The following is a 19,364-nucleotide window of genomic DNA, read 5'->3' as shown; positions in this document are numbered from 1 at the left end:
GCCTGGGGCGGCTTCATGCGCGCCGCGCGCACGCTGGCGGAAGGCGGCCGCTTCGACGGCTTCGCCGACGCCGCGCCGGGCGCGAGCTCAACGCCTTCTTCCGCCCCTTTGCCGGCTGAGGCGTCGTGGACGCGCTGCTCGCCGAGATCCGCAACTGCCGCGTCTGCGCCGAACACCTGCCGCTGGGGCCGCGCCCCGTGGTGCAGGCCAGCGCCGGCGCGCGGCTGCTGATCGTCGGCCAGGCGCCCAGTCTCACCGTTCACAAGACCGGCGTGCCGTGGGACGACAAGAGCGGCGAGCAACTGCGCCGCTGGCTCGGCGTCGATCGCGACACCTTCTACGACGCGGCGCGCATCGCGCTCATGCCGATGGGTTACTGCTACCCCGGCCGAGGCACCAGCGGCGACCTGCCGCCGCGCAAGGAGTGCGCGCCGCTGTGGCAACACAAGCTGCTCGCGCAGATGCCGCGCGTCGCGCTGACGCTGCTCATCGGCCAGTACGCGCAGCGCCACTTCCTGGGCAAGACCGCGCGCGCCAACGTGACCGAGACGGTCGAGGCCTTTGCCGACTACGCGCCGCGCTTCATTCCGCTGCCGCATCCGTCGCCGCGCAACACCGGCTGGTTCCAGCACCACCCGTGGTTCGAGAGCGATGTGCTGCCGGTGCTGCGCGAGCGCGTGCGACAAGCGCTCAGCGGCTGACGCACGCCATCCTTCGTCGGGGAGCGAAGCGAGGCGGTGCCTTCGCCGACATCATCGGCGGCATCTCACCCCTCGGAAGAAAGCGCACCCCATGCAACGCGAAGTCATCCGTGTCGAACCGCTGTCGACCTGGCTGGACAACTGGAAGGCCCCGGTCTCGGTCGCCACGCGCCACGGCGACACGGTGTACGTGTCGGGCCTGCCGCCGTTCGACCCGGCCACCGGGCAGGTGGTGCTCGACGCCTCGCTCGAGCGGCAGGCCGAGCTGGTGCTCGAGCAGCTCAGGCTGTGCCTGGAGACCGCCGGCTCCTCGCTCGGCCACGTGCTCAAGTGCAACGTGTATTGCACCTCGGTCGAGAAGTTCGCGGCGGTCAACGCCATCTATGCGCGCTACTTTCCGAACGACCCGCCCGCGCGCATCTTCGTCTGCGTGCCCGCGTGGCCGGGGAAGTTCGACATCGAGATCGACTGCGTCGCGGCCACGCGATAACTACTGCGCCGAGGCCGCGGCATCAAAGGGCCGCGCCGCGTACACCACGCGCCCGCCCACCACCGTCATCAGCGACGTCGTCTTGCCGATGCGTTCCACCGGCACGGCCAGAAAGTCCTGGTCGAGCACCGCGAAGTCCGCGAGCTTGCCGACCTCCAGCGTGCCGCGCCGGTTCTCGTCGAAGCTGAACCACGCGCTGCCCGCCGTATACAGGCGCAGCGCCTGCTCGCGCGTGGGCGTTTCGTCGGGGCCGCGCATGGCCTTGCCGCTCACCGTCTTGCCGTCGAGCATCCACTGCAAGGCGACGAAGGGGTTGTACGAGGCCACGCGGTGCGCGTCGGTGCCTGCGCCCACGTTCACGCCGGCGCGCAGCGCGGTGCCGATGGGCGGCATGCGCCGCGCCGCGTCGCCGCGCACGGCGAGCATGCGGTCGCCCTGGAAGTACATCGCGTCCTGCATGGTCCAGCCGATGCCCAGCGCCTTCATGCGCGCCAGCGTCTCGGGGGAGGCGTCGTCCAGGTGCGCGATCGACCAGCGCAGGTCCTTGATCGGCACTTCGGCGTTCAGCTTCTCGTACAGGCCCAGCAGGTGGTCGACCGAGCCGTTCTCCTGCCAGTGGATGGTGACGGCGAGCTTGCGCTGCGCCGCCCATCGCACGAGCTCGTAGAACTTCGCCTTCACCGCTTCGTCGGGGAAGTTGTTGTTGTACATCGCGAGCGTCACGCGTTCACCCAGGCCGTTGAACTTGAGCATGTCGTCGCCGAAGCCCATCGGCAGCATCTGCGTGAGGTCGCGAAACTCCTGCAGCTCGGCGCCGGGCTTCTGCGCGAACACGCTGTAGGCCACGCGCAGCGTCAGCGCCTTCTCGCGCCACAGCTCGAACAGCGCCGCGTACTGCGAGGGCGCGATGCTGAAGCCACCCGGGTCCACCAGGCCCGTGATGCCGAGCCGGTTCAGCTCGGTGAAGAAGGCGCGCGTACCGGCCACGTTGTCGGCGTAGGTGGGCTTGGGCAGCTTGTCGAACAGCGCCGAGATGCCGACGATGTCGCCGGTCATCCAGCCCGGCGCGCCGTCGGGCGAAGGCTTCATGCCAGCGGGCAGGGTGCCGGCGGGAACGCCCAGCGCCTGGAGCGCCTTCGGCGTCATCACCACCGCTTCGTAGAAGAGCTGCACGTACACGGGATGGTCGGGCGCGGCCTCCTGCAGCTCGGCCAGCGTCGGGCGGCGGCGCTCGGCGAACTGCTGCTCGGTCCAGCCGCCGGCCACGATCAGCCAGCCGCCGGGGCGTGCGTTGGCGGCGGCCGTGCGGATGCGCGCCATGGCCTCGGCGATGGTGCCCGCGCCGATCCAGTTGACCTCGGTCGAGTAGCTCAGCGCGGCGCGCACCGCGTGCATGTGCGAGTCGATCAGGCCCGGAATGACGGTGCGCCCGCCCGCGTCCACGGTGCGCGTGGCGGGGCCAGAGAGCGCGCGCATCTGCGCGGCGTTGCCGACGGCCACGATGCGGCCGTCCCGCACCGCGAGCGCCTGCGCGGTGGTGCCGGCGGCGTCGAGCGTGACGATCTTTGCGTGGGTGACGACCAGGTCTGCCGGTTGCGCCTGCGCGGCAAGGGTCAGGGCGAAGAGGCTGGCAAGCACCAGTCCCTTGCCAGGGACACCGCAAAACCGGCTTTGCCGGGCCGCGGGTGTCGCTCCCTGCAAGGGGGTTGGCGTAGCGACACGAAGTGCGCGAAGACTGGGGTTGAGCTTCATCAGTCGACCTTGATGCTCGCGGCCTTGACCACCTGCTGGGCCTTGCCGGTCTCGTCGACGATGAACTTGTTGAACTGCGCCGACGACATGGTGAAGGGCTCGGCGCCGAGCTTTTCGAGCCGCTCCTTCAGCTCGGGCGACACCATGATCTTCGCGACCTCGGCCTGCAGGCGGTCGACCACCGGCTGCGGCGTTTTCGCGGGCGCGAACAGCCCGACCCAGAACAGGTACTCGGAGCCCGGCACGCCGGCTTCCACCGTCGTCGGCGCATCGGGCAGCGCCGACGAGCGCTTGCCCGTGCCCACGGCCAGCGCCTGCAGTTTGCCGGTCTTGATGAGCGGCAGGGCCGACACCATCGGCGCGAAGAACCAGTCGACGCGCCCGGCCATCACCTCGGTCATGGCCTCGGGCGTGCCGCGAAAGGGCACGTGCTGCGCGTCGATGCCGGCCGCGAGGCGGAACACCTCGGCGTTCATGTGCGTGGCCGAGCCGTTGCCCGCCGAGCCGTAGTTGAAGCCGCCGGGCTTGGCCTTGACCTTGGCCACGAGGTCTTTCACGTCGCTGAAGTGCGACGGCGCCGTCACCAGCACGTTGGGCAGGCTGGCCATGGGCGTGATGCCGGTGAAGTCCTTGAGCGTGTCGTAGGACAGGCCCTTGTAGATCCACGGGTTCACGAGGTGGCCCGCCGAGTGCACCAGCAGCGTGTAGCCGTCGGCCGGCGACTTGGCCGTGATGGCCGCGCCCAGCGTGCCGCCCGCGCCGGGCTTGTTGTCCACGATGACGCTGGTGCCCAGCGCCGGCCCGAGCTTCTCGGCCACGAGCCGCGCGACGATGTCGGTGCCGCTGCCCGCCGTGAACGGCACGACCAGCTTGATGGGCTGCGTGCCCGGCCAGGGGCCCTGCGCGTGCGCGCCGGTGAGCGCGCAGGCCGCGAGTGCCGTGGCCGCCGCCGCCAGCGCCTGCCTGCGGCTCCAGGTGAATGTCTTCTTCATGCGTCTTGTCTCCGTTGATTTAATTGGTCGAGCAATGAATGACTGGAAAAAAGGGGAGGCGCTAGGCGGGCGGCGCGTGCGGCATCACCAGCGCGACCAGCACCGGCCGGTTCGTGCGGTTCTCCAGCTGGCGCTTTTCACCGGGCGCGAAGCGGCAGCTGTCGTAGGCCTGGAGCACGTCTTCCTGGTGCGCGCCGTCGATCTCGCCGACCACGTGCAACTGGCCTTCGAGCACGAGGTAGAGCTTTTCCATCGGCGAGCCGTCGAGCCCGGTGTGGCCGCCCGGCAGGATCTGGCTCATGCCCATCCACATCTGCGTCGAGGGGCCGGCTTCCTTGCCTTGCAGGCGCAGGCAGCGCATGTCGAAATGATTGGGCGCCTCATAGTGCGGCGCCTCGCTGAAACGGGTCACGTGCATGGGGTGTGCTCCAGGAGGGAGGGGGTGGTTCAGGGCCGCAGCACGACGCGGTCGGTGCTGCCCGAGAGCACCAGCCGATAGGCGTCGATCGCTTCGTCGAGCGTGAAGCCGCGTGCCACGGGAAAGGGCTTCAACGTGCCGCGCTCGAAGCCGTCGCGCATGGCGTCGAGCTGCGCGGTGCTGGCGATGCAGTCCATGGCCAGCGAGTCGATGCCCACGAAGGTGTGCATGCCCCGGTAGAACGCGAAGATGTCGAAGGGCACTGCGCGCTCGTGCGTGGCGATGAAGATCTGCGTCGCGCCCTTGGCCATCGCCTTGTTGGCGGCCTCGAAGTAGGCGCTGCCCACGGTGTTGTAGACGATGTGCGCGCCGCGCCCGTCGGTCAGTTCGCGCACCTGCGCGCCCACGTCGGCGTGGTGGCGCGCATCGATCACATCGACGGCCCCGCTGGCAAAGCCCTCGAACGGCCCCGCGTGCCGCTGCACCGCGATCACGCGGGCGCCGGCTTGTGAAGCCAGTTGAACAGCAGCCTGCCCGACCTTGCCGTTGGCGCCGAGCACCAGCACCGTCTGCCCCGCCTGCGGCATGCCGCTGCGCCGAAAGCCTTCATAAGCGGTCACGAAGGGCACGCCCACCGCGCCGGCTTCGTCCATCGAGATGCCCTGGGGCTTGGCGCGCAGCGCCTGTTCGGGCAGCACGAGATAACGCGCATGCGAGCCGTCACGCGTGATGCCGACATCGCCGCCGGAGCCATAGACCTCGCGCCCGATCCATTCAGACGGCCCGCTCACGACCGTGCCCGCGAAGTCGCGCCCCGGGGTCCGTGGCCACACGGCCTGCGGCATGATGCCCAGCGTCGCCTTGACGTCGCTGGGGTTCACTGCAGCGGCGGCGATGCGTACCACCGCGTGGCCGGCAGGCGGCGTCGGTTCGGCCTGCGGCGCGGCGTGCAGTTGCAGCGCATCGAGGTTGGCGGCTTTTTCGTTCACCCGCAATGCGCGGGAGGTGTGGGTCGTGTGCATGGCAGCGACGTTCATCTTTGGATTCCTGCTTGCTGTGTTTTGGATTGCTTGTGCTGCTGTTCAGGGCGTGTGCACAGGACACCGGGTACTCCCCTCCGCGAATGTCCCCCGGGGCTTCGCCCCTCCTCCTTTATTTCGCTGCGGGGAGCACCCGATGCCCTGTGCACTTGGGCACGCTGCTGGTGCTCGCCGATCAACGACCGCTCCGCATAACGGTCACGTCGATGGGGTGCCTTGCGCAGCGAAATAAAGGAGGAGGCCGCAGGCCGGGGGACATTCGCGGAGCAAGGCACCCCGTCGGCGTGATCGCGCCCTGAACGACCGGACGCAAAACAAGAGATGCAGGGGGCCACGCTAGCCCCGCCCAACCGGCAGCCCCAACATCGCACGCGCCTCACGCGGATTCGCTACTTCACCGCCCAGGCTCAAGAGAATGTCTCGTGCCTTGGCCACGAGCTGCGCATTGCTCTCGGCGAGCACGCCCTTTTCGAGGTAGATGTTGTCTTCCATGCCCACGCGCACATGGCCGCCCAGCAGCCACGACTGCGCGACGATCGGGAACTCCATGCGGCCGATGCCGAAGGCGCTCCAGAACGCGCCGCGCGGCAACATGTTGCGGGCGTAGAGCAGCGTCTCCGGCGTGGGTGCGAAGCCGTACTTCACGCCGAGCACGAAGGTCCACATGGCCGGCCCGTCGAGCGTGCCGTCGGCGATCAGGTCGAGCGCCAGGTTGATGTCGCCCGAATCGAAAATTTCCAGCTCCGGCTTCACGCCCGCCTCGCGCATCACCTTCGCCATGCGCCGCACATTCCTCGGCGTGTTGATGACCACGTCGGGGCCCGAGTTCATCGTGTTGAGGTCGAGCGAACACACGTCGGGCTTGATGAGCGCGATGTGCTCCACGCGCTTCTCGGGCGGCAGCAGCGTGGTGCCCGGCGCGGCCACCTTCGGGTCGTCTTCGCCCGGAACGAAGCGCCCGCCGGGCCCGGTCGTGAGGTTGACGATCAGCTCGCGGTTCTCGCGGCGGATGCGCTCGACCACCTCGCGGTACAGCTCGACCTCCATCGACGGCTTGCCCGTCTCCGGATGGCGCACATGAATATGCACCTGCGCCGCGCCGGCCTCGGCCGCCGCCAGGCATTCGTCGGCGATCTGCACCGGCGTGATCGGCAGGTGCGGCGTCTGCTCCGGCTTCACGAGGTTGCCCGTGACCGCGCAGGTGATGAGCGTCTTGGTAGCGGCGCTCACAGGTGGCGCCCTCCGTCGACCACGATGCGCGTGCCCGTCACGAAGCGCAGCGTGGTGGCCAGCGCCTCGACCGTGGCGGCCACGTCGTCGGGCAGGCCGATGCGGCCCAGCGGCGTGGTGCTGGCCATCTTGTTCGCGAACTCCGCGCCGCGCCCGGGCACGAAGCCCGATTCCACCGCGCCCGGCGACACCGACACCACGCGCACCGCCGGCGCCAGCGCCTTGGCCAGCGCGTCGCCCACCACGTCGAGCCCGGCCTTGGCCGCCACGTAGGCCAGGTTGCTGCCCACGCCCGTGAAGCCCGCGATGGACGAGATGTTGGCCACCAGCCCGTCGCCGCTGGCCTTGAGCATCGGCGCAAAGGCGCGGATGGTCGCGAACACGCCGCGGAAGTTGGCGCGCACGATGTCGTCGATGAGCTCGTCGGTCAGCGCGTCGAGGTCGGCGGCCGGCACGGGCTGCGTGTGGCCCGCGCTGTTGACCAGGATGTCGCAGCGCCCGAACGTGGCCTTCACCTCGGCGGCGGCGGCATTCAGGCTCGCCGAGTCGACGATGTCGGCGCGGATCGCCGTGTGGCGCTGGCCGTGGGCAGAGGGCAGGGCGGCGGCGCGCGCGGCCGCGTCGTCGCCCTTGCGGTGCAGCAGCACGCAGGTCGCGCCGAGCGCGGCCAGCCGCGTGGCCGTGGCGTAGCCGATGGCGCCTAAACCGCCGGTGATGACGGCGACCTTGCCGTCGAGTCTGGAAACAGGATCGAAGCTCATGGTGATGGATGTGGTGGGTAGGCGTGGGTTCAGGGAATGGGAGGCCGGGGGAACTTCATCTCGCCGGGCTCGAGCTCGAAGTCGTGGTGCATCGACGCGCTCCGGCCGTCGGGCGCCAGCGCGAAGCGGCCGATCAGCCTGCGCGTCACGCCGAAGGTCGGGTCGCTTTCCAGGTTCTCGTCGTCGTCCGCGAACACCTGGGTGATCAGCACCTTGTGTCCCGGCTTGCTCACCATGAAGTGCAGGTGCGCGGGCCGGTTCGGGTGGCGTTGCTGTGCGCGCAGCAGCACGCCGCAAGGGCCGTCGGTCGGCACCGGGTAGCCGGCGGGGCGCACGCTGCGAAAGTGAAAGCGCCCTTCGCGTCGGTGGCGAAGCGGCCGCGCAGGTTCATGTCTTCCTGCGACGGGTCCTGGTTTTCATAGAGGCCGATGGGCGAGGCCTGCCACACGTCGACCGTGGCACCCGCCACCGGCCGGCCCTGGCCGTCGCGCACGGTGCCCGTCACCTCGAGCGGAATGCCCGGCGTGCCCGAGCGCGCGATGCTGTCGCCCAGCGCGCAGTCGGGCGAGTTCGCGCGCCAGAACGGGCCGAGCAGCGCGGCCGGCGACTCGCCGTGCGGGTCCTGGTTGTTCTGCAGCGCGACCACGGTCGACACGCCCAGGATGTCCGCCGCCAGCACCACCTCGTTCTTGGTCTCGCCCGTGGCATGGCCGATGGCGACGATGAATTCGAGCGCCTGCTCGAACTCTTCTTCGGTCAGCCGCACCTCCTGCACCAGCGCGTGCAGGTGGCGCGTGACCGCCTCCATCACGGTGCGCAAGCGCGGGTCGGGCGTGCGTTTCATGGCGTCGAGGGTGAAGCCCAGCACCGAGCCGGGCGAGGTGGCAATGTTCATGGCGGGTCTTTGCAATCGTTTGCACGATATTAGTCCAAATCGCCGAAAAGTAAAATGGCGGTTTCCGACAGACCCTGAGTCAAGTATCGGAACCCGGAGCCGCCCGACTGCCCGACAATCGTTTGCACCAATGAGCACCAGCCCCGCATCGCCATCGTCCCCCGTCACCATCCGCGACGTCGCGCGCGCCGCCGGCGTGCACGTGTCGACCGTGTCGCGCGCGCTCAGCCCCGAGAAGCGTTCGCTGATCAGCGACGAGGTGCTGCGCGTGGTGGAAGAGGCCGCGCAGCGCCTGGGCTACCGGCCCAACCGCGCGGCCTCGGCGCTGCGCACGGGCCGCACCCACACCATCGGCGTGCTGGTGCCCGACATCACCAACGCGGTGTTCCCGCCGATCCTGCAGGGCATCGAGGCCAGCGCGGCGGCGCGCGGCTACTTCGTGTTCGTCACCAACGTGGTGGACCCGGCGCTGGCGCGCCCGGTGCTCGAGCGCATGCTGGCGCAGCGCGTCGACGGCGTGGTCATGGCCACGGCCACGCGCGACGACCCGCTGGTCGACTTCGTCACCAGGGCCGGCATGACGGCCGTGCTGGTCAACCGCGCCGACGAAACCGGCCGCCTGCCGGCCGTGGTCAGCGACGACCGGCTCGCGATGAAGCTGGCGGTCGATCACCTCGTGGGCCTGGGCCACAAGCGCATCGCGCACCTCGCGGGGCCGCAGACCATTCCGACCGGCGTGGGCCGGCGGCTGGGCGTGGAGCAGGCGCTGCGCGACCACCGCATGAAGCCTTTTCGCGTGGTCGAGTGCGCAAGCTACAGCCGCGAGGCCGGCGCGCTGGCCATGAAGCAGATGCTCGCGGCCGGCGCGGCCCCGCAAGCGGTGGTGTGCTGCAACGACCTGGTGGCGCTGGGCGCCTACGACGCATTGCGCGAGGCCGGGCTGCGCGTGCCCACCGACATTTCGGTCACCGGCCACAACGACATGCCGCTGGTCGACATGGTCGACCCGCCGCTCACCACCATCCGCCTGCCGCACCGCGAGCTGGGCTGGCGCGCGGCCGAGATGCTGTTCGACGAGATCGACGGGCGCTCGATGTCGGCGTCGACCGTGGTGCTGCGGCCCGAGCTGGTGGTGCGCAAGTCGACAGGCGCGCCCGCCGCTGCTGCCGCGCGCTGAACCGGCAGGCGGCCTACCTGATCCGCCACCACAGCGCCGAGATGTCGTCGCTCAGGCCCGCCAGAAGCAGGGCCACGGCGGCCAGCGCGATGAGCGCCTTCGTGCGGCGCGACAGCCCTTCCTTGGGCGCGAAGTCTTCGGCACGGCCGCTGAAATGCACGCCGCAATGCGGGCAGCGCAGCGCATAGCCGAACACCGGTTCGTTGCAGCGGATGCAGGGCACTTCGCCGGGGCCCGGCTCGCTCGACGCGTCGGCGCCGTCGCGCGCGGCCTGCGCCGCCGCCGCGCGCTGCTGGGCTTGCCGGGCCCGGCGCTCGCGGTGCGCGGCCAGGTCGATGGGTTCGTGGGAGTTGTCGGGCATGGCTGAATGCTCGTGAGTCTAGGCCGGGCGCGGCGCGGGTTTCTTTCGCGCCGCCGGACGGCGCGGCGGCTTGGCCTCCAGCACCAGTTCGGCCGGCAGCGTGTCGTTCCATGATTCGGTGAAGTAGGCGCGGTCGCTCGGCACCAGCTGCGGCAGCGCCTCGCGCAGCAGGTCGAGCGACTGCTCGGCCGCCTTCAGGTCGCCGGCATGCGCCGCGTACCAGGCGTGCTCGAACAGCAGGCTGCAGTGCTGCAGGCCGGGGTAGCGGCGGCGCCCGGCCTGGTGGTCGGCCAGCCGCGCCTGCGCCACCTGCACCCAGCGCGCGGGCCAGTGGGTCGCGTCGAAGGCGTCGGCCAGCGGCCCCGCGAGCTTCGACACGGCGGCCGGGTCCAGCGGCTTCTGCGCGCGGAACTGCGCGAGCGTCGGCTGCTTGTCGGGCCGCAGTGGCCGCGCGCGATGCGCATCAGGTAGATCGCGTTCCATGCCGAGCGGCCCTGGCCGTCGGTGTGGCCGCACAGCCATTCGCTGAAGGCGATCCACTGCACCGCGCGGCGCGTGGTGTCGGCGTTGCCGTGCTGCGCGAGCGCGGGCAGGTCCGACAGGCCCACGCGGTCGAACAGCCACGCGGCCATGCCCATGTTGGCGGCCACGTGCTGGGCCGCGTCGAACGAATGCGATTCGAACGCCGCCGCCAGCGCCTCGCCGAAGCGGCGCAGCGACTCTTCGGCCAGCGCGGCCGCGGCCGGCTTGTCGTCGGCCGAGAGCCCGAGTGCGCGCGAGCGGCACACCAGCGCCCACAGGTTGCACCACTCGAAGCGCACGTCGGGGTGGTGCCGCAGCACCAGCCCGCGCGCCGCGTCGTCGGCCATGCCGCCGAGCAGCGACTGCGCCAGCGGCAGGTCGCGCGCGGTGTAGGCGCACCACGCGGCGACGATGCACTCCATCGCGCCCAGGTAGTCGTTGCCCGCCACGTGGTGCGCGAGCCGCTGTTTCTTCAGGGCCTGCAGGCGGCGCCGCGCCTGCTCGTTGTCGCCGAGCCGGCGCCACAGCATCGCCTCGTTGAGCGTGACCAGCGCGCGCTGGAAGTCGGTGGCGGCCAGCGTGCCGGCGAGCGGATCGATTCGAGCGCGCTCGGCGGTTGGGCGTCCGCACCGCTGCCGCCGCTGCTGCCGTTGCCCGCGACCGGCGCCATCAGCCGGCCCTGCCGCGCCGCCTGCTGCGACGCGACCAGCTGCTTCCAGAATGCCGCGTCCTGCAGGTGCACCGCGTCGGGCGGCGGCGAGCCGGTGGCCTGCGCCTTGCGCGCCCGCAGCCCGAGGAACGACGCCACCTCGCGGCCGTGGCCGCGCGGTCGTCCACCAGCACACGCACGCGCCGGGCCTCGGCCGCCGGCAGCCAGAACGGCCCCTGCTGCGCCGCTCGGCATTCAGGAAGCGGGGCTCGCGCAGCGTGTCCTCGCCCCAGCCGACCTCGATGTCCCAGCCTTGAAGTCGCGGAACGCGCGGCTCACGACCATGCGCAGCGTGCTGGCGTCGGACACTTCGCCGCGCAGGTCGGCCAGCCGCACCAGCCGCGCCGGCCTCGTGGGCATGCAGCATGCGCACCAGCAGCCAGAGCGATTGAAAGGCCGCGCGCCGGCCGTTGACCGACTGCGGCGAGGTGAGTTCGATGGAAAGAAGAGCGGGCTTGGACACGCCCCGAATTGAACCTCAAAACGGGCGCGATACCTGAAGAAAAACGCGTGCCGGGCTCAGTACCGGTGGCGGTCCAGCAGCTCGGGCACCTCGCTGCGCCCGATGCCCAGGTCGCGCAGCTCGTGCTCGCTCATGCCGGCCAGGTGGCGCATGTCGGTCCGCGCGCGGCGGCCGTTCACCACGCGGCGGCGCCAGCCGCGCAGGGCATGGATCAGGCGTTGATGAAAAGACGATGGCTTCGGGGCGGTCACGGTGGGCTCCTTGGTTGGGAGCGCTCATCTTCCGGCGGTGCATACTATTGTGGAAGTTGAGAATTCTGAGCACTTCAATCAGATTCCCTGATACCTGCGGACGACACCCCATGCGACAGCTCAACCTCGACCAACTGCGCACCCTCATCGCCATCGTCGATCTCGGCACTTTTTCGGCGGCGGCCAAGGCGCTGCACCTGGCGCAGCCACGGTGAGCCTGCACATCAGCGAGCTCGAATCGCGGCTGGACGCGCCGCTGGTGGTGCGCGGCAACCGCCGCATCACGCCCACCGCCGCGGCGCGGCGCTGGTCGAGCGCGGCCGCAAGCTGCTGCGCGACACCGACGACGCGGTCGAGGCCGTCAAGCGCCAGGCCGAGGGCCGCGTGGGCCGGGTGCGCCTGGGCACCTCGACCGGCGTGCTGGTCGACCTGCTGCCGCAGGTGCTCGAGGCGCTGGGCGAGGAGCATGCGGGCATCGACGTCGAGGTGAGCATCCGCGGTTCGTTCGAGGCGATGGAGCGGCTGGCCGAGGGCACGCTCGACATCGGCCTAGTCGCCATTCCGCAGCCGCCGGTGCGCGGCATCGTCGTCACGCCGTGGTGCGAGCAGCCGATGATGGCCTTCGTGCCCGCGCGCTGGAAGGCGCCCAGGCGCGTCACGCCCGCGTGGCTGGCGGCGCAGCCGCTGATCTTCAACGAGGCGACCACGCACATGTACCGCCTCACGATGGAGTGGTTTGCCGCCGCGGGCTTTGCACCCCGCGCGCGCATCGAGCTGAACTACGACGCCGCCATGCGCAGCCTCGTGGCGGCCGGCTATGGCGCGGCGCTGTTGCCGCTGCAGCAGAGCACCGACACCGCGCGCAACGACCGCATGCGGATCCTGCCGGTGACGCCCAAGCTCACGCGGCGCGTGGGCATTGCGCACCGCCAGCCCGCGATGCTCGACGGCGCCACGCTGAGCGTGCTGAAGGTGCTGACGATGTTCCGCCAGACCTGACGGGCAGCGGCGGAGAACTCAGCCCGCGTCGGGCTTGCGCATGCCGAGCGAAAGAATCTCGTTGGCGTTGACGATGGCCGTCGCGATTTCTTCGGTGGTCGTGCGCTTGCTCATGGCCTGGTCGCGAATCAGGTCGTAGGCCTGGCCTTCGGACACGTCGTGCGTCTTCATGAGAATTGCCTTGGCCTCGGCGATGCGCCGTTGTCCCAGCAGCTTGGCCTCGACCTTGCGCAGCCGCTTGGCCAGCGAGCGCGCTTCCTTGTGCGCTTCGCGCGCCACCACCAGCGCCGACAGCAGGCCGAACGAGCGCACCGGTGAAGGCAACACGGCCTTGGCCCCGATTTCGAGCACGGCCTCGATGATGGTCGGGTTCTCGTAGGTGACGACGGCGATGATGGCCGGCGCATCGTCGCTCTTGGTCCACTCGAAGCGCAGGTTGATGAGGTCGGGCTGCACCGCCATGAACGCCACGTCGATGCCTTCGGGCAGCACTTGCACGGGCGGCCAGAAGGCTTGCACCTGGCAGCCGATGCGTTGCAGTTGCTGCGTGAGTTGCCGGCCGTCGCTGTCGTCGGGGTGGATCACGGCGATCTTCAGCAGCCGCAGCTCTTTCAGCTGCGGCGGTGTCACGCGCAGGGTGTGCCGTTTGGGGGCTGTGCCGTCCACTTATCGGGCCTTCTGTTGTTCGGGGCGTCGCTGTTCAGGGCGTGTGCACAGGACACCGGGTACTCCCCTCCGCGAATGTCCCCCGGGGCTGCGCCCCTCCTCCTTTATTTCGCTGCGGGGAGCACCCGATGCCCTGCGCACTTGGGCACGCTGCTTTTGCTCGCCGATCAACGACCACCCTGAACAGCAGCGCACGAACATGGGCGATGTCATCCTAGAGCTCCAACGTATCCAGCTTGGCCGTCCAGTCGCCCAGCGAGTGGGTGACGAGATAGGGATCGGGGTACACGGCCCGCGTCGCCTGCCGCACGATGGTGAATTGACCGTGCGCATCGACCCGCCCGATGCGTGGGTACAGACAGGTGTGGTGATTGGCCGGATCGATCTTGACCAATCCCTGCGGCGCATCGAACTCGCTCCCCAGAATGTATGGAAGGATTTCCGCGATGCCGTCGCTGCCCGCCTGACGATAGGCATTGGCGAAGATGTGCATCTGGAAATACGAGGCCTCCCAGCACAGGTTGGGTACGCAGCCGTCGCCGAAGCGCGCGCGCAACATCGCCAGGCAACGCCGGTTGGCCGCCGAGTCGATCGACTGGAAGTACGGCGCCGCCGTGAAATGCCCCGTTGCCACGCCATGGCCCATCTGCGAAATCTCGGCCTCCGAGGTCGTCAGGCTCGCGATCGGCATCGTCTTCGGGTCGAAGCCGGCTTCGGCATACGCGCGGTACAGGCTTGCGGTGGAGTCACCCACCACCGTCGAGAAAATGAAGTCGGGCCGCTTGTCGCGGATGTCGTCCATGATCGCGCGGTAGTCGCGCTCGCCGGCATCCAGCGCCACGTAACGCTCGCCGAGCTTTTCGCTGCCGGGCCGCTGCATCACCAGCTCGCCCATGATGCGGTTCGACTCGTAGGGGTAGATGTAGTCGGAGCCGATCAGATACACGCGCGCGCCGAAGTTCGTGGTCATGAACTCGGCCAGCTGCACGCTGTTCTGGTTGGGCGCCGCGCCCGTGTAGATCACGTTGCCCGAGTACTCGAAGCCCTCGTACAGCGTCGGGTAGAAAAGCAGCTTGTTCCACTTCTCGATGACCGGGATCACGGCCTTGCGGCTGCTCGACATGTAGCAGCCGAAGATCACGTTCACGCGGTCCTGCACGATCAGTTTCTCGGCCAGCTGGGCGTAGCGCGCGGGGTTGGATTGCGGGTCGTAGCGCACGGCCGCGAGCTCGCGGCCGTCGACGCCGCCGGCCGCGTTGATCTCCTCGATGGCGAGCAACGCGCCCTGCAGCTGCGAGAGCCCGATGGTCGATGTGACGCCGGTTTCCGAGTAAAGGATGCCGACGCGAAGGGGGTCCTTGTCAGCCACGCTGAAGTCTCCTTGGGGGTCGTCGAATCATCATAGTCTTCAGTGGGCGGCGGCCAGCCGCGCGCTCATGCGCGTCAGGCGTGCGGGCAGGCTGCGCGCGTCGTCGGCGATGCAATAGTTGCGCCAGCCGAAGATGCGCCGCACATACGCGTCGGCCGCGCCGTCCACCGCGATGCAGGCCGTGCGCACGCTGGCGCCGCGGGCCTCGGCCACGGCCTGGCGGGCGTCCTCGACCAGGTAATGCGGGTCGTGCACGTCGATGTCGGAAGGCGCGCCGTCGGTCACGAGCAGCACCGCGCGCTGGCCGGGCGGCTCGTCGTGCATCAGCGCGGCGGCGTGGCGCAGCGCGGCGCCCATGCGGGTGGAGTAGCGGCCGCGCACCGCGCCGATCATGGCGCGCGACGGTGCGTCGAGCGGGCGGCCCGATTCGAGCAGGCGGTAGTAGTACACCTCGGCGCGCGTGTTCGACGAAAAGCCGTGGATCGCGAGCCGGTCGACGCCGCGCGCGTCGATGCGGCCAGCAGCAGCGCGGCCTGCTTCTCGATGTCCAGCAGCGACGCGGCGTGCGGGCCGGCGTCGTTGGCCGACGCGGAAAGGTCGAGCAGCACCAGCACGCTCGACGGGCGCGGGCCCTTGCCGGGCCGCATGAACAGGCGCGGGTCGGGCCGCAGGCGCAGGCGGCGGTCGACCAGCACCTCGATGGCGGCGTTCAGGTCGATGTCGTCGCCCTCCCATTGGCGGCGCAGGCGGTGCGTGCGGTCGAGGTGCCGCGCGCGGGGCAGGGCGAGCGGGGGAATGCGCTCGTTGCTGCCATGGCGCAGGGCCTGTTCGCGTGCGGCGGCAAGGCCCTGCCATGCCGGCAGCTTCTCGATCACCGTGCACCAGTCGGGGCGCAGGCGTTCGAGCTTGCGGTCCCATTCGGGGTAGGTGTAGCGGCCGAGTTCCATGTCGCCCGCGGCCTCGGGCGGCGGCCCGCCGCCGTCGTCGGGCGCATCCGACGAAGAAGAAGGCGGTGGCGGCCGCGCGCCCGCCTGCTGCAGCGCGATGGCCTCGTCGGGCGGCGTCTCGCTTCGCCGAAATCCCACAGGTAGCTGTTGTCGTCGCGCCAGGCGCGGGCACCGCGTAGTCCTGCGGCTCGAAGCGCACGCGCATCTGGCCGAGGTCGTTCGCCAGGATCGACGCGATGGCGCGGAACGCGTCGTAGTCTTCCAGGCCCGCGCCGGCCACGGTCTCGTCGAACAGGCGGCGCGCCTTGTTCACCCAGTGGTTGTCGTCCTGCCACGCGGGGAGCATCAGCACGCGGTCCATGCGCGCGAGGAGCGCGGCAAAGCGCAGGTCCAGCGGATCGGGCACGGGCGCGAGCGATGCGGCGAACCAGCCATGCACGCCGGGGAAGTCGCGGCACAGCAGGCGCTCGACGCGCGCGTCCTCGACGGCCGAGACCACGGCGATGCCCATGGGCTTGAGCGCGCGCGCCGGCCGCGCGGGCCTGGAGTGCCGCAGGTGCGCAACAGCGTGCGCGACCATGGCGCGGCACAGGCGATGTGACCCCTCGGCGCCCTCCGGCAGCAGCAGCTTGCGGCCCGCAAGCACGGCGCGCGTTCCCGCCCCCGTGAGCGGCTGCACCTCCACGTCGATGCCGGCCAGCCCGCGTGCCAGCAGGGCGAGGGCGCCGTGCCCGTCGTTCATCCGAACTGCGCCTCGACAAAGCCCTGCAGCGCGCTCGCCATGTCGGGGTCGTCGGTGAGGGCGCGGGTCATCGTCATCTCGCAGCTTTCGCGCGGCGTCACGCCGTCGCGGATCAGCACGCCCGCGTAGATCAGCATGCGCGTCGACACGCCCTCGTCGAGTCCGCGGTGCTTGAGCTCGCGCGAGCAGTGCGCAATGGCCACCAGCTTCGTCGCGAGCTCGGTGCCCACGCCGGCCTCGTGCGCGACGATCTCCGCCTCGAGCGCCCCGTCGGGGTAGTCGAATTCGAGCGCCGCGAAGCGCTGGCGCGTCGACGGCTTCATGTCCTTCGCGCTGCTCTGGTAGCCGGGGTTGTAGGACACCACGAGCTGGAAGTCGGGGTGCGCGTGCACCAGCTCGCCCTTCTTGTCCAGCGGCAGGATGCGGCGCGCGTCGGTCAACGGGTGGATCACCACGGTGGTGTCCTGCCGCGCCTCCACCACCTCGTCGAGGTAGCAGATGCCGCCGTGCCGCACGGCCAGCGTCAGCGGCCCGTCATGCCAGGCGGTGCCGTTGGCGTCGAGCAGGTAGCGCCCCACGAGGTCCGAGGCCGTCATGTCCTCGTTGCAGGCCAGCGTCACCAGCGGCCGGCCCAGCGACCACGCCATGTGCTCCACGAAGCGCGTCTTGCCGCAGCCCGTCGGGCCCTTGAGGATCAGCGGCATGCGGTGGCGGTACGCCTGCCGGTACAGCGCCACCTCGTTGCCCGCGGGCTTGTAGAAGGGCTCGGCCTCGATGCGGTAGCCGGCGAGCGGGTCGTGCACGGGTGCGTTCATGGCGTGGCGAGCAGTTCCTTGAGGGCGTCGTCGATGAAGCGGGTGTCGACCGGGCTGCTGCCGCCGCCCGCGAAGTGGCCCCACACGCCGGGGATCGGCCGGCACTCGGCGTTCGGCATGTGCGACACCTCCCATTCGTTGTCGGCCACGGGAAAGTACAGGTCGCGCTCGGCGGGCATCACCAGGGCGCGCGCCTTGATGGCGCCCAGCGCCTTCTTGAAGTCGCCCTTGAACACCGGGTTGTCGCTGATGTCGCCGTGCTGCCACGACCACAGCATGGCCAGCAGGTTGTTCGCGTCCTTCTTCAGGAAGAAGCCTTCCCAGTAGCCGACCAGGAAGTCTTCGAGCGAGCTGAAGCCCAGCTCGCGCCACAGCTGCCGCATGTAGAAGGGCTGCGACAAACCCCAGCCCGCGTACACCCGGCCCACCGCGCGCAGCCCGGTGGCCGGCGGCGCGGCGTACCAGCCGCCGTTCCATGCGGCGTCGGCCGTGAGCGCGGCCTTCACGCCTTCGAGGAACACGATGTTGTGCGGCGCCGTCTTCGCCGAGCCGCAGAACGGCGCGATGCGCCGCACCATGTCGGGGTACAGGCAGCCCCACTGGTTGGTCTGCTGCGCGCCCATCGACCAGCCCACCACCAGCGCGAGCTGCTCGATGCCGAACTTCTCGGTCACCAGCCGGTGCTGCAGCGTCACGTTGTCGTAGAGCGTGACGTTCGGAAACGCGCCAGGTTGTAGGGCTCGGGCGAATTGCTCGGCGAGGACGACAACCCGTTGCCCAGCATGTTGGGCACGACGATGAAGTACTTCGCCGGGTCCAGCGCCATGCCGGGGCCGATGAGCCATTCGTTGTCGTAGTGCTGGCCCGAGTACCACGTGGGGTAGACGATGGCATTGCTCTTCTGTGCGTTGAGCGTGCCGTAGGTCTTGTAGGCCAGCTTCGCGCCGCGCAGGGTGGCGCCCCGCTGCAGCGCGACGTCGCCGAGTTCGAAGATCTCGTAGTCCATGGGGCGGCGGCTCAGCGGTGCTTGGCCGGCTCGTTGGGAATGCCTTCGATCGGGCATTCGGGCGTGCCCACGGTGCTGCGCGTGAACGACTCCACCATCTCGCGCGTGCCCTCGGGGTCGGTGATCCACTTGGTGTAGAAGTTGTAGGGGCAGGCGGCCACGCCCTTGTCGCCGTCGCCCGAGTTGATGGTGCCGGTGTAGCCGCGGTGCACCAGCTTGAACAGGTGGTTCTGCGACTGGCCGTTCTTGCGCGCGTCGCGGATCAGGCCCATCGACAGCTCGGCGTAGTTGATGCCCATTTCTTCCTCGCCGCATTCGCCGAGCGTGCGGCCGTCGAAGCCGATCAGCGCCGAGTGGCCGAAGTACGAGTACACGCCGTCGAAGCCCGCCGCGTTGGCCACCGCCACGTAGGTGTTGTTCATGAAGGCCATGGCCTTCGACACCATGATCTGCTGCTCCTTGGCCGGGTACATGTAGCCCTGGCAGCGGATGATGAGCTCGGCCCCGCGCATCGCGCAGTCGCGCCAGATCTCGGGGTAGTTGCCGTCGTCGCAGATGATCAGGCTGATCTTCATGCCCTTGGGGCCTTCGCTCACATACGTGCAGTCACCCGGATACCAGCCCTCGATGGGCACCCACGGCATGATCTTGCGGTACTTCTGGACGATCTCGCCCTGGTTGTTCATGAGGATCAGCGTGTTGTAGGGCGCCTTGTTCGGGTGCTCCTCGTGGCGCTCGCCGGTCAGCGAGAACACGCCCCACACGTTGGCGCGGCGGCAGGCGTCGGCAAAGATCGCGGTCTCCTCGCCGGGCACCGTGGCGGCGGTGTCGTACATCTCCTTCGCGTCGTACATGATCCCGTGCGTGGAGTACTCGGGGAAGACCACCAGGTCCATGCCCGGCAGGCCCTTCTTCATGCCGACCAGCATTTCGCCGATCTTGCGGGCGTTGTCCAGCACCTCGGCCTTGGTGTGCAGGCGGGGCATCTTGTAGTTGACGACCGCGACGCCCACGCAATCGTTGCTGCTCGAAATATCACCATGTCTCATGACGCTGCT

The 19,364-nt window shown here is 69.7% G+C and carries 23 protein-coding genes and 2 pseudogenes; 5 read left to right on the top strand and 20 right to left on the bottom strand.

The window, feature by feature from the left end; genetic code table 11:
• Positions 1 to 125 precede the first annotated feature (125 nt).
• Together BMG07_RS15015 and BMG07_RS15010 are read left to right on the top strand one after the other, a co-directional pair.
• Positions 126 to 701 carry a uracil-DNA glycosylase family protein gene (locus BMG07_RS15015; protein WP_198085241.1) on the top strand — a complete coding sequence of 192 codons (576 nt, stop codon included), beginning with the start codon at positions 126 to 128 and terminating at the stop codon, positions 699 to 701.
• 91 nt (positions 702 to 792) lie between these two features.
• Positions 793 to 1,191 carry a RidA family protein gene (locus BMG07_RS15010; protein ID WP_198085240.1) on the top strand — a complete coding sequence of 133 codons (399 nt, stop codon included), beginning with the start codon at positions 793 to 795 and terminating at the stop codon, positions 1,189 to 1,191.
• Here BMG07_RS15010 and BMG07_RS15005 read toward each other — a convergent pair whose 3' ends face one another.
• From BMG07_RS15005 to BMG07_RS14975, 7 genes and pseudogenes are all read right to left on the bottom strand, one after another.
• Positions 1,192 to 2,829, bottom strand: coding sequence for an amidohydrolase (locus tag BMG07_RS15005; protein ID WP_307866968.1), 1,638 nt, complete (start codon positions 2,827 to 2,829; stop codon positions 1,192 to 1,194).
• 113 nt (positions 2,830 to 2,942) lie between these two features.
• Positions 2,943 to 3,935, bottom strand: coding sequence for a tripartite tricarboxylate transporter substrate binding protein (locus BMG07_RS15000; protein ID WP_198085239.1), 993 nt, complete (start codon positions 3,933 to 3,935; stop codon positions 2,943 to 2,945).
• Between the two features lie 61 nt (positions 3,936 to 3,996).
• Positions 3,997 to 4,353 carry a cupin domain-containing protein gene (locus BMG07_RS14995; protein WP_198085238.1) on the bottom strand — a complete coding sequence of 119 codons (357 nt, stop codon included), beginning with the start codon at positions 4,351 to 4,353 and terminating at the stop codon, positions 3,997 to 3,999.
• Positions 4,354 to 4,382: 29 nt separating this feature from the next.
• Positions 4,383 to 5,390, bottom strand: a complete 1,008-nt coding sequence (locus BMG07_RS14990) for a zinc-binding alcohol dehydrogenase family protein (RefSeq protein WP_269758992.1) — start codon at positions 5,388 to 5,390, stop codon at positions 4,383 to 4,385.
• A 339-nt stretch (positions 5,391 to 5,729) separates the two neighbouring features.
• A complete protein-coding gene (locus tag BMG07_RS14985; RefSeq protein WP_198085237.1) occupies positions 5,730 to 6,623 on the bottom strand; it encodes a 3-keto-5-aminohexanoate cleavage protein in 894 nt (297 codons plus the stop codon).
• Positions 6,620 to 7,384, bottom strand: coding sequence for an SDR family NAD(P)-dependent oxidoreductase (locus tag BMG07_RS14980; RefSeq protein WP_198085236.1), 765 nt, complete (start codon positions 7,382 to 7,384; stop codon positions 6,620 to 6,622). Before BMG07_RS14980 ends, BMG07_RS14985 begins: the two co-directional genes overlap by 4 nt.
• 29 nt (positions 7,385 to 7,413) lie before the next feature.
• Positions 7,414 to 8,279: pseudogene (locus tag BMG07_RS14975) on the bottom strand (dioxygenase).
• Positions 8,280 to 8,409: 130 nt separating this feature from the next.
• Between BMG07_RS14975 and BMG07_RS14970 the strand changes: the two are divergent.
• On the top strand, positions 8,410 to 9,456 hold the full coding sequence (locus tag BMG07_RS14970) for a LacI family DNA-binding transcriptional regulator (protein WP_198085235.1): 1,047 nt from the start codon (positions 8,410 to 8,412) through the stop codon (positions 9,454 to 9,456).
• 13 nt (positions 9,457 to 9,469) lie between these two features.
• On the opposite strand, the gene BMG07_RS14965 is transcribed toward BMG07_RS14970, so the two are convergent.
• The 5 genes from BMG07_RS14965 to BMG07_RS14955 form a co-directional block, all read right to left on the bottom strand.
• Positions 9,470 to 9,817: a hypothetical protein gene (locus BMG07_RS14965; protein ID WP_198085234.1), complete on the bottom strand. Its 348-nt coding sequence runs from the start codon at positions 9,815 to 9,817 to the stop codon at positions 9,470 to 9,472.
• A 194-nt stretch (positions 9,818 to 10,011) separates the two neighbouring features.
• A complete protein-coding gene (locus tag BMG07_RS42205) occupies positions 10,012 to 10,869 on the bottom strand; it encodes a hypothetical protein (protein WP_269758991.1) in 858 nt (285 codons plus the stop codon).
• Positions 10,812 to 11,147, bottom strand: coding sequence for a hypothetical protein (locus tag BMG07_RS42200; RefSeq protein ID WP_269758990.1), 336 nt, complete (start codon positions 11,145 to 11,147; stop codon positions 10,812 to 10,814). The genes BMG07_RS42205 and BMG07_RS42200 overlap by 58 nt, the downstream gene beginning before the upstream one ends.
• A 96-nt stretch (positions 11,148 to 11,243) precedes the next feature.
• Positions 11,244 to 11,408, bottom strand: a complete 165-nt coding sequence (locus BMG07_RS42195) for a hypothetical protein (RefSeq protein ID WP_269758989.1) — start codon at positions 11,406 to 11,408, stop codon at positions 11,244 to 11,246.
• 159 nt (positions 11,409 to 11,567) lie between these two features.
• On the bottom strand, positions 11,568 to 11,762 hold the full coding sequence (locus BMG07_RS14955; protein WP_198085233.1) for a DUF1127 domain-containing protein: 195 nt from the start codon (positions 11,760 to 11,762) through the stop codon (positions 11,568 to 11,570).
• 110 nt (positions 11,763 to 11,872) lie between these two features.
• Here BMG07_RS14955 and BMG07_RS14950 point away from each other — a divergent pair.
• Positions 11,873 to 12,761 (top strand): annotated as a pseudogene (locus BMG07_RS14950) (LysR family transcriptional regulator).
• A gap of 18 nt (positions 12,762 to 12,779) precedes the next feature.
• Here BMG07_RS14950 and BMG07_RS14945 read toward each other — a convergent pair.
• From BMG07_RS14945 to BMG07_RS42185, 4 genes are all read right to left on the bottom strand, one after another.
• A complete protein-coding gene (locus tag BMG07_RS14945; protein WP_198085232.1) occupies positions 12,780 to 13,427 on the bottom strand; it encodes an ANTAR domain-containing protein in 648 nt (215 codons plus the stop codon).
• Positions 13,428 to 13,641: 214 nt separating this feature from the next.
• Positions 13,642 to 14,796 carry a transporter substrate-binding domain-containing protein gene (locus BMG07_RS14940; protein ID WP_198085231.1) on the bottom strand — a complete coding sequence of 385 codons (1,155 nt, stop codon included), beginning with the start codon at positions 14,794 to 14,796 and terminating at the stop codon, positions 13,642 to 13,644.
• 39 nt (positions 14,797 to 14,835) lie between these two features.
• Positions 14,836 to 15,246, bottom strand: coding sequence for a VWA domain-containing protein (locus BMG07_RS42190; RefSeq protein WP_269758988.1), 411 nt, complete (start codon positions 15,244 to 15,246; stop codon positions 14,836 to 14,838).
• The gene (locus BMG07_RS42185; protein WP_269758987.1) at positions 15,186 to 15,881 is read right to left on the bottom strand and encodes a hypothetical protein; all 696 of its coding nucleotides are present in this window, start codon (positions 15,879 to 15,881) and stop codon (positions 15,186 to 15,188) included. Before BMG07_RS42185 ends, BMG07_RS42190 begins: the two co-directional genes overlap by 61 nt.
• Between BMG07_RS42185 and BMG07_RS42180 the strand changes: the two genes are divergently transcribed.
• Positions 15,841 to 16,344 carry a hypothetical protein gene (locus tag BMG07_RS42180; RefSeq protein WP_269758986.1) on the top strand — a complete coding sequence of 168 codons (504 nt, stop codon included), beginning with the start codon at positions 15,841 to 15,843 and terminating at the stop codon, positions 16,342 to 16,344. The genes BMG07_RS42185 and BMG07_RS42180 overlap by 41 nt on opposite strands.
• Positions 16,345 to 16,481: 137 nt before the next feature.
• Here the strand turns inward: BMG07_RS42180 and BMG07_RS14930 are convergent, their stop codons facing one another.
• The 4 genes from BMG07_RS14930 to BMG07_RS14920 are packed head-to-tail and all read right to left on the bottom strand — an operon-like array spanning position 16,482 to position 19,355.
• A complete protein-coding gene (locus tag BMG07_RS14930) occupies positions 16,482 to 17,300 on the bottom strand; it encodes a CbbQ/NirQ/NorQ/GpvN family protein (RefSeq protein ID WP_198085230.1) in 819 nt (272 codons plus the stop codon).
• Positions 17,297 to 17,995, bottom strand: coding sequence for a hypothetical protein (locus BMG07_RS14925; protein WP_307866967.1), 699 nt, complete (start codon positions 17,993 to 17,995; stop codon positions 17,297 to 17,299). Before BMG07_RS14925 ends, BMG07_RS14930 begins: the two co-directional genes overlap by 4 nt.
• Positions 17,992 to 18,306 (bottom strand): hypothetical protein, encoded by a 315-nt coding sequence (locus BMG07_RS42175; RefSeq protein WP_269758985.1) that lies wholly within the window; start codon positions 18,304 to 18,306, stop codon positions 17,992 to 17,994. The genes BMG07_RS14925 and BMG07_RS42175 overlap by 4 nt, the downstream gene beginning before the upstream one ends.
• Before the next feature lie 11 nt (positions 18,307 to 18,317).
• Positions 18,318 to 19,355, bottom strand: a complete 1,038-nt coding sequence (locus BMG07_RS14920; protein ID WP_198085229.1) for an aliphatic amidase — start codon at positions 19,353 to 19,355, stop codon at positions 18,318 to 18,320.
• Positions 19,356 to 19,364: the final 9 nt, after the last annotated feature.

It is taken from the genome of Variovorax sp. E3 (assembly GCF_016082275.1).
GTDB lineage: Bacteria > Pseudomonadota > Gammaproteobacteria > Burkholderiales > Burkholderiaceae_C > Variovorax.
Note: the sequence above shows the minus strand (reverse complement) of the source record. Positions and strands in the feature narration are given on the sequence as shown.

Bases quoted from the DNA above. Each gene is read 5' to 3' on its own strand.
- BMG07_RS42180 (WP_269758986.1), top strand. From the start codon at position 15,841: ATGGCCTCGTCGGGCGGCGTCTCGCTTCGCCGAAATCCCACAGGTAGC.
- BMG07_RS15000 (WP_198085239.1), bottom strand. From the start codon at position 3,935: ATGAAGAAGACATTCACCTGGAGCCGCAGGCAGGCGCTGGCGGCGGCG.
- BMG07_RS42175 (WP_269758985.1), bottom strand. From the start codon at position 18,306: ATGGACTACGAGATCTTCGAACTCGGCGACGTCGCGCTGCAGCGGGGC.
- BMG07_RS14980 (WP_198085236.1), bottom strand. From the start codon at position 7,384: ATGAGCTTCGATCCTGTTTCCAGACTCGACGGCAAGGTCGCCGTCATC.
- BMG07_RS14995 (WP_198085238.1), bottom strand. From the start codon at position 4,353: ATGCACGTGACCCGTTTCAGCGAGGCGCCGCACTATGAGGCGCCCAAT.
- BMG07_RS42205 (WP_269758991.1), bottom strand. From the start codon at position 10,869: ATGCTGTGGCGCCGGCTCGGCGACAACGAGCAGGCGCGGCGCCGCCTG.
- BMG07_RS14970 (WP_198085235.1), top strand. From the start codon at position 8,410: ATGAGCACCAGCCCCGCATCGCCATCGTCCCCCGTCACCATCCGCGAC.
- BMG07_RS14965 (WP_198085234.1), bottom strand. From the start codon at position 9,817: ATGCCCGACAACTCCCACGAACCCATCGACCTGGCCGCGCACCGCGAG.
- BMG07_RS14920 (WP_198085229.1), bottom strand. From the start codon at position 19,355: ATGAGACATGGTGATATTTCGAGCAGCAACGATTGCGTGGGCGTCGCG.
- BMG07_RS14930 (WP_198085230.1), bottom strand. From the start codon at position 17,300: ATGAACGCACCCGTGCACGACCCGCTCGCCGGCTACCGCATCGAGGCC.
- BMG07_RS15010 (WP_198085240.1), top strand. From the start codon at position 793: ATGCAACGCGAAGTCATCCGTGTCGAACCGCTGTCGACCTGGCTGGAC.
- BMG07_RS42195 (WP_269758989.1), bottom strand. From the start codon at position 11,408: ATGCCCACGAGGCCGGCGCGGCTGGTGCGGCTGGCCGACCTGCGCGGC.
- BMG07_RS14990 (WP_269758992.1), bottom strand. From the start codon at position 5,390: ATGAACGTCGCTGCCATGCACACGACCCACACCTCCCGCGCATTGCGG.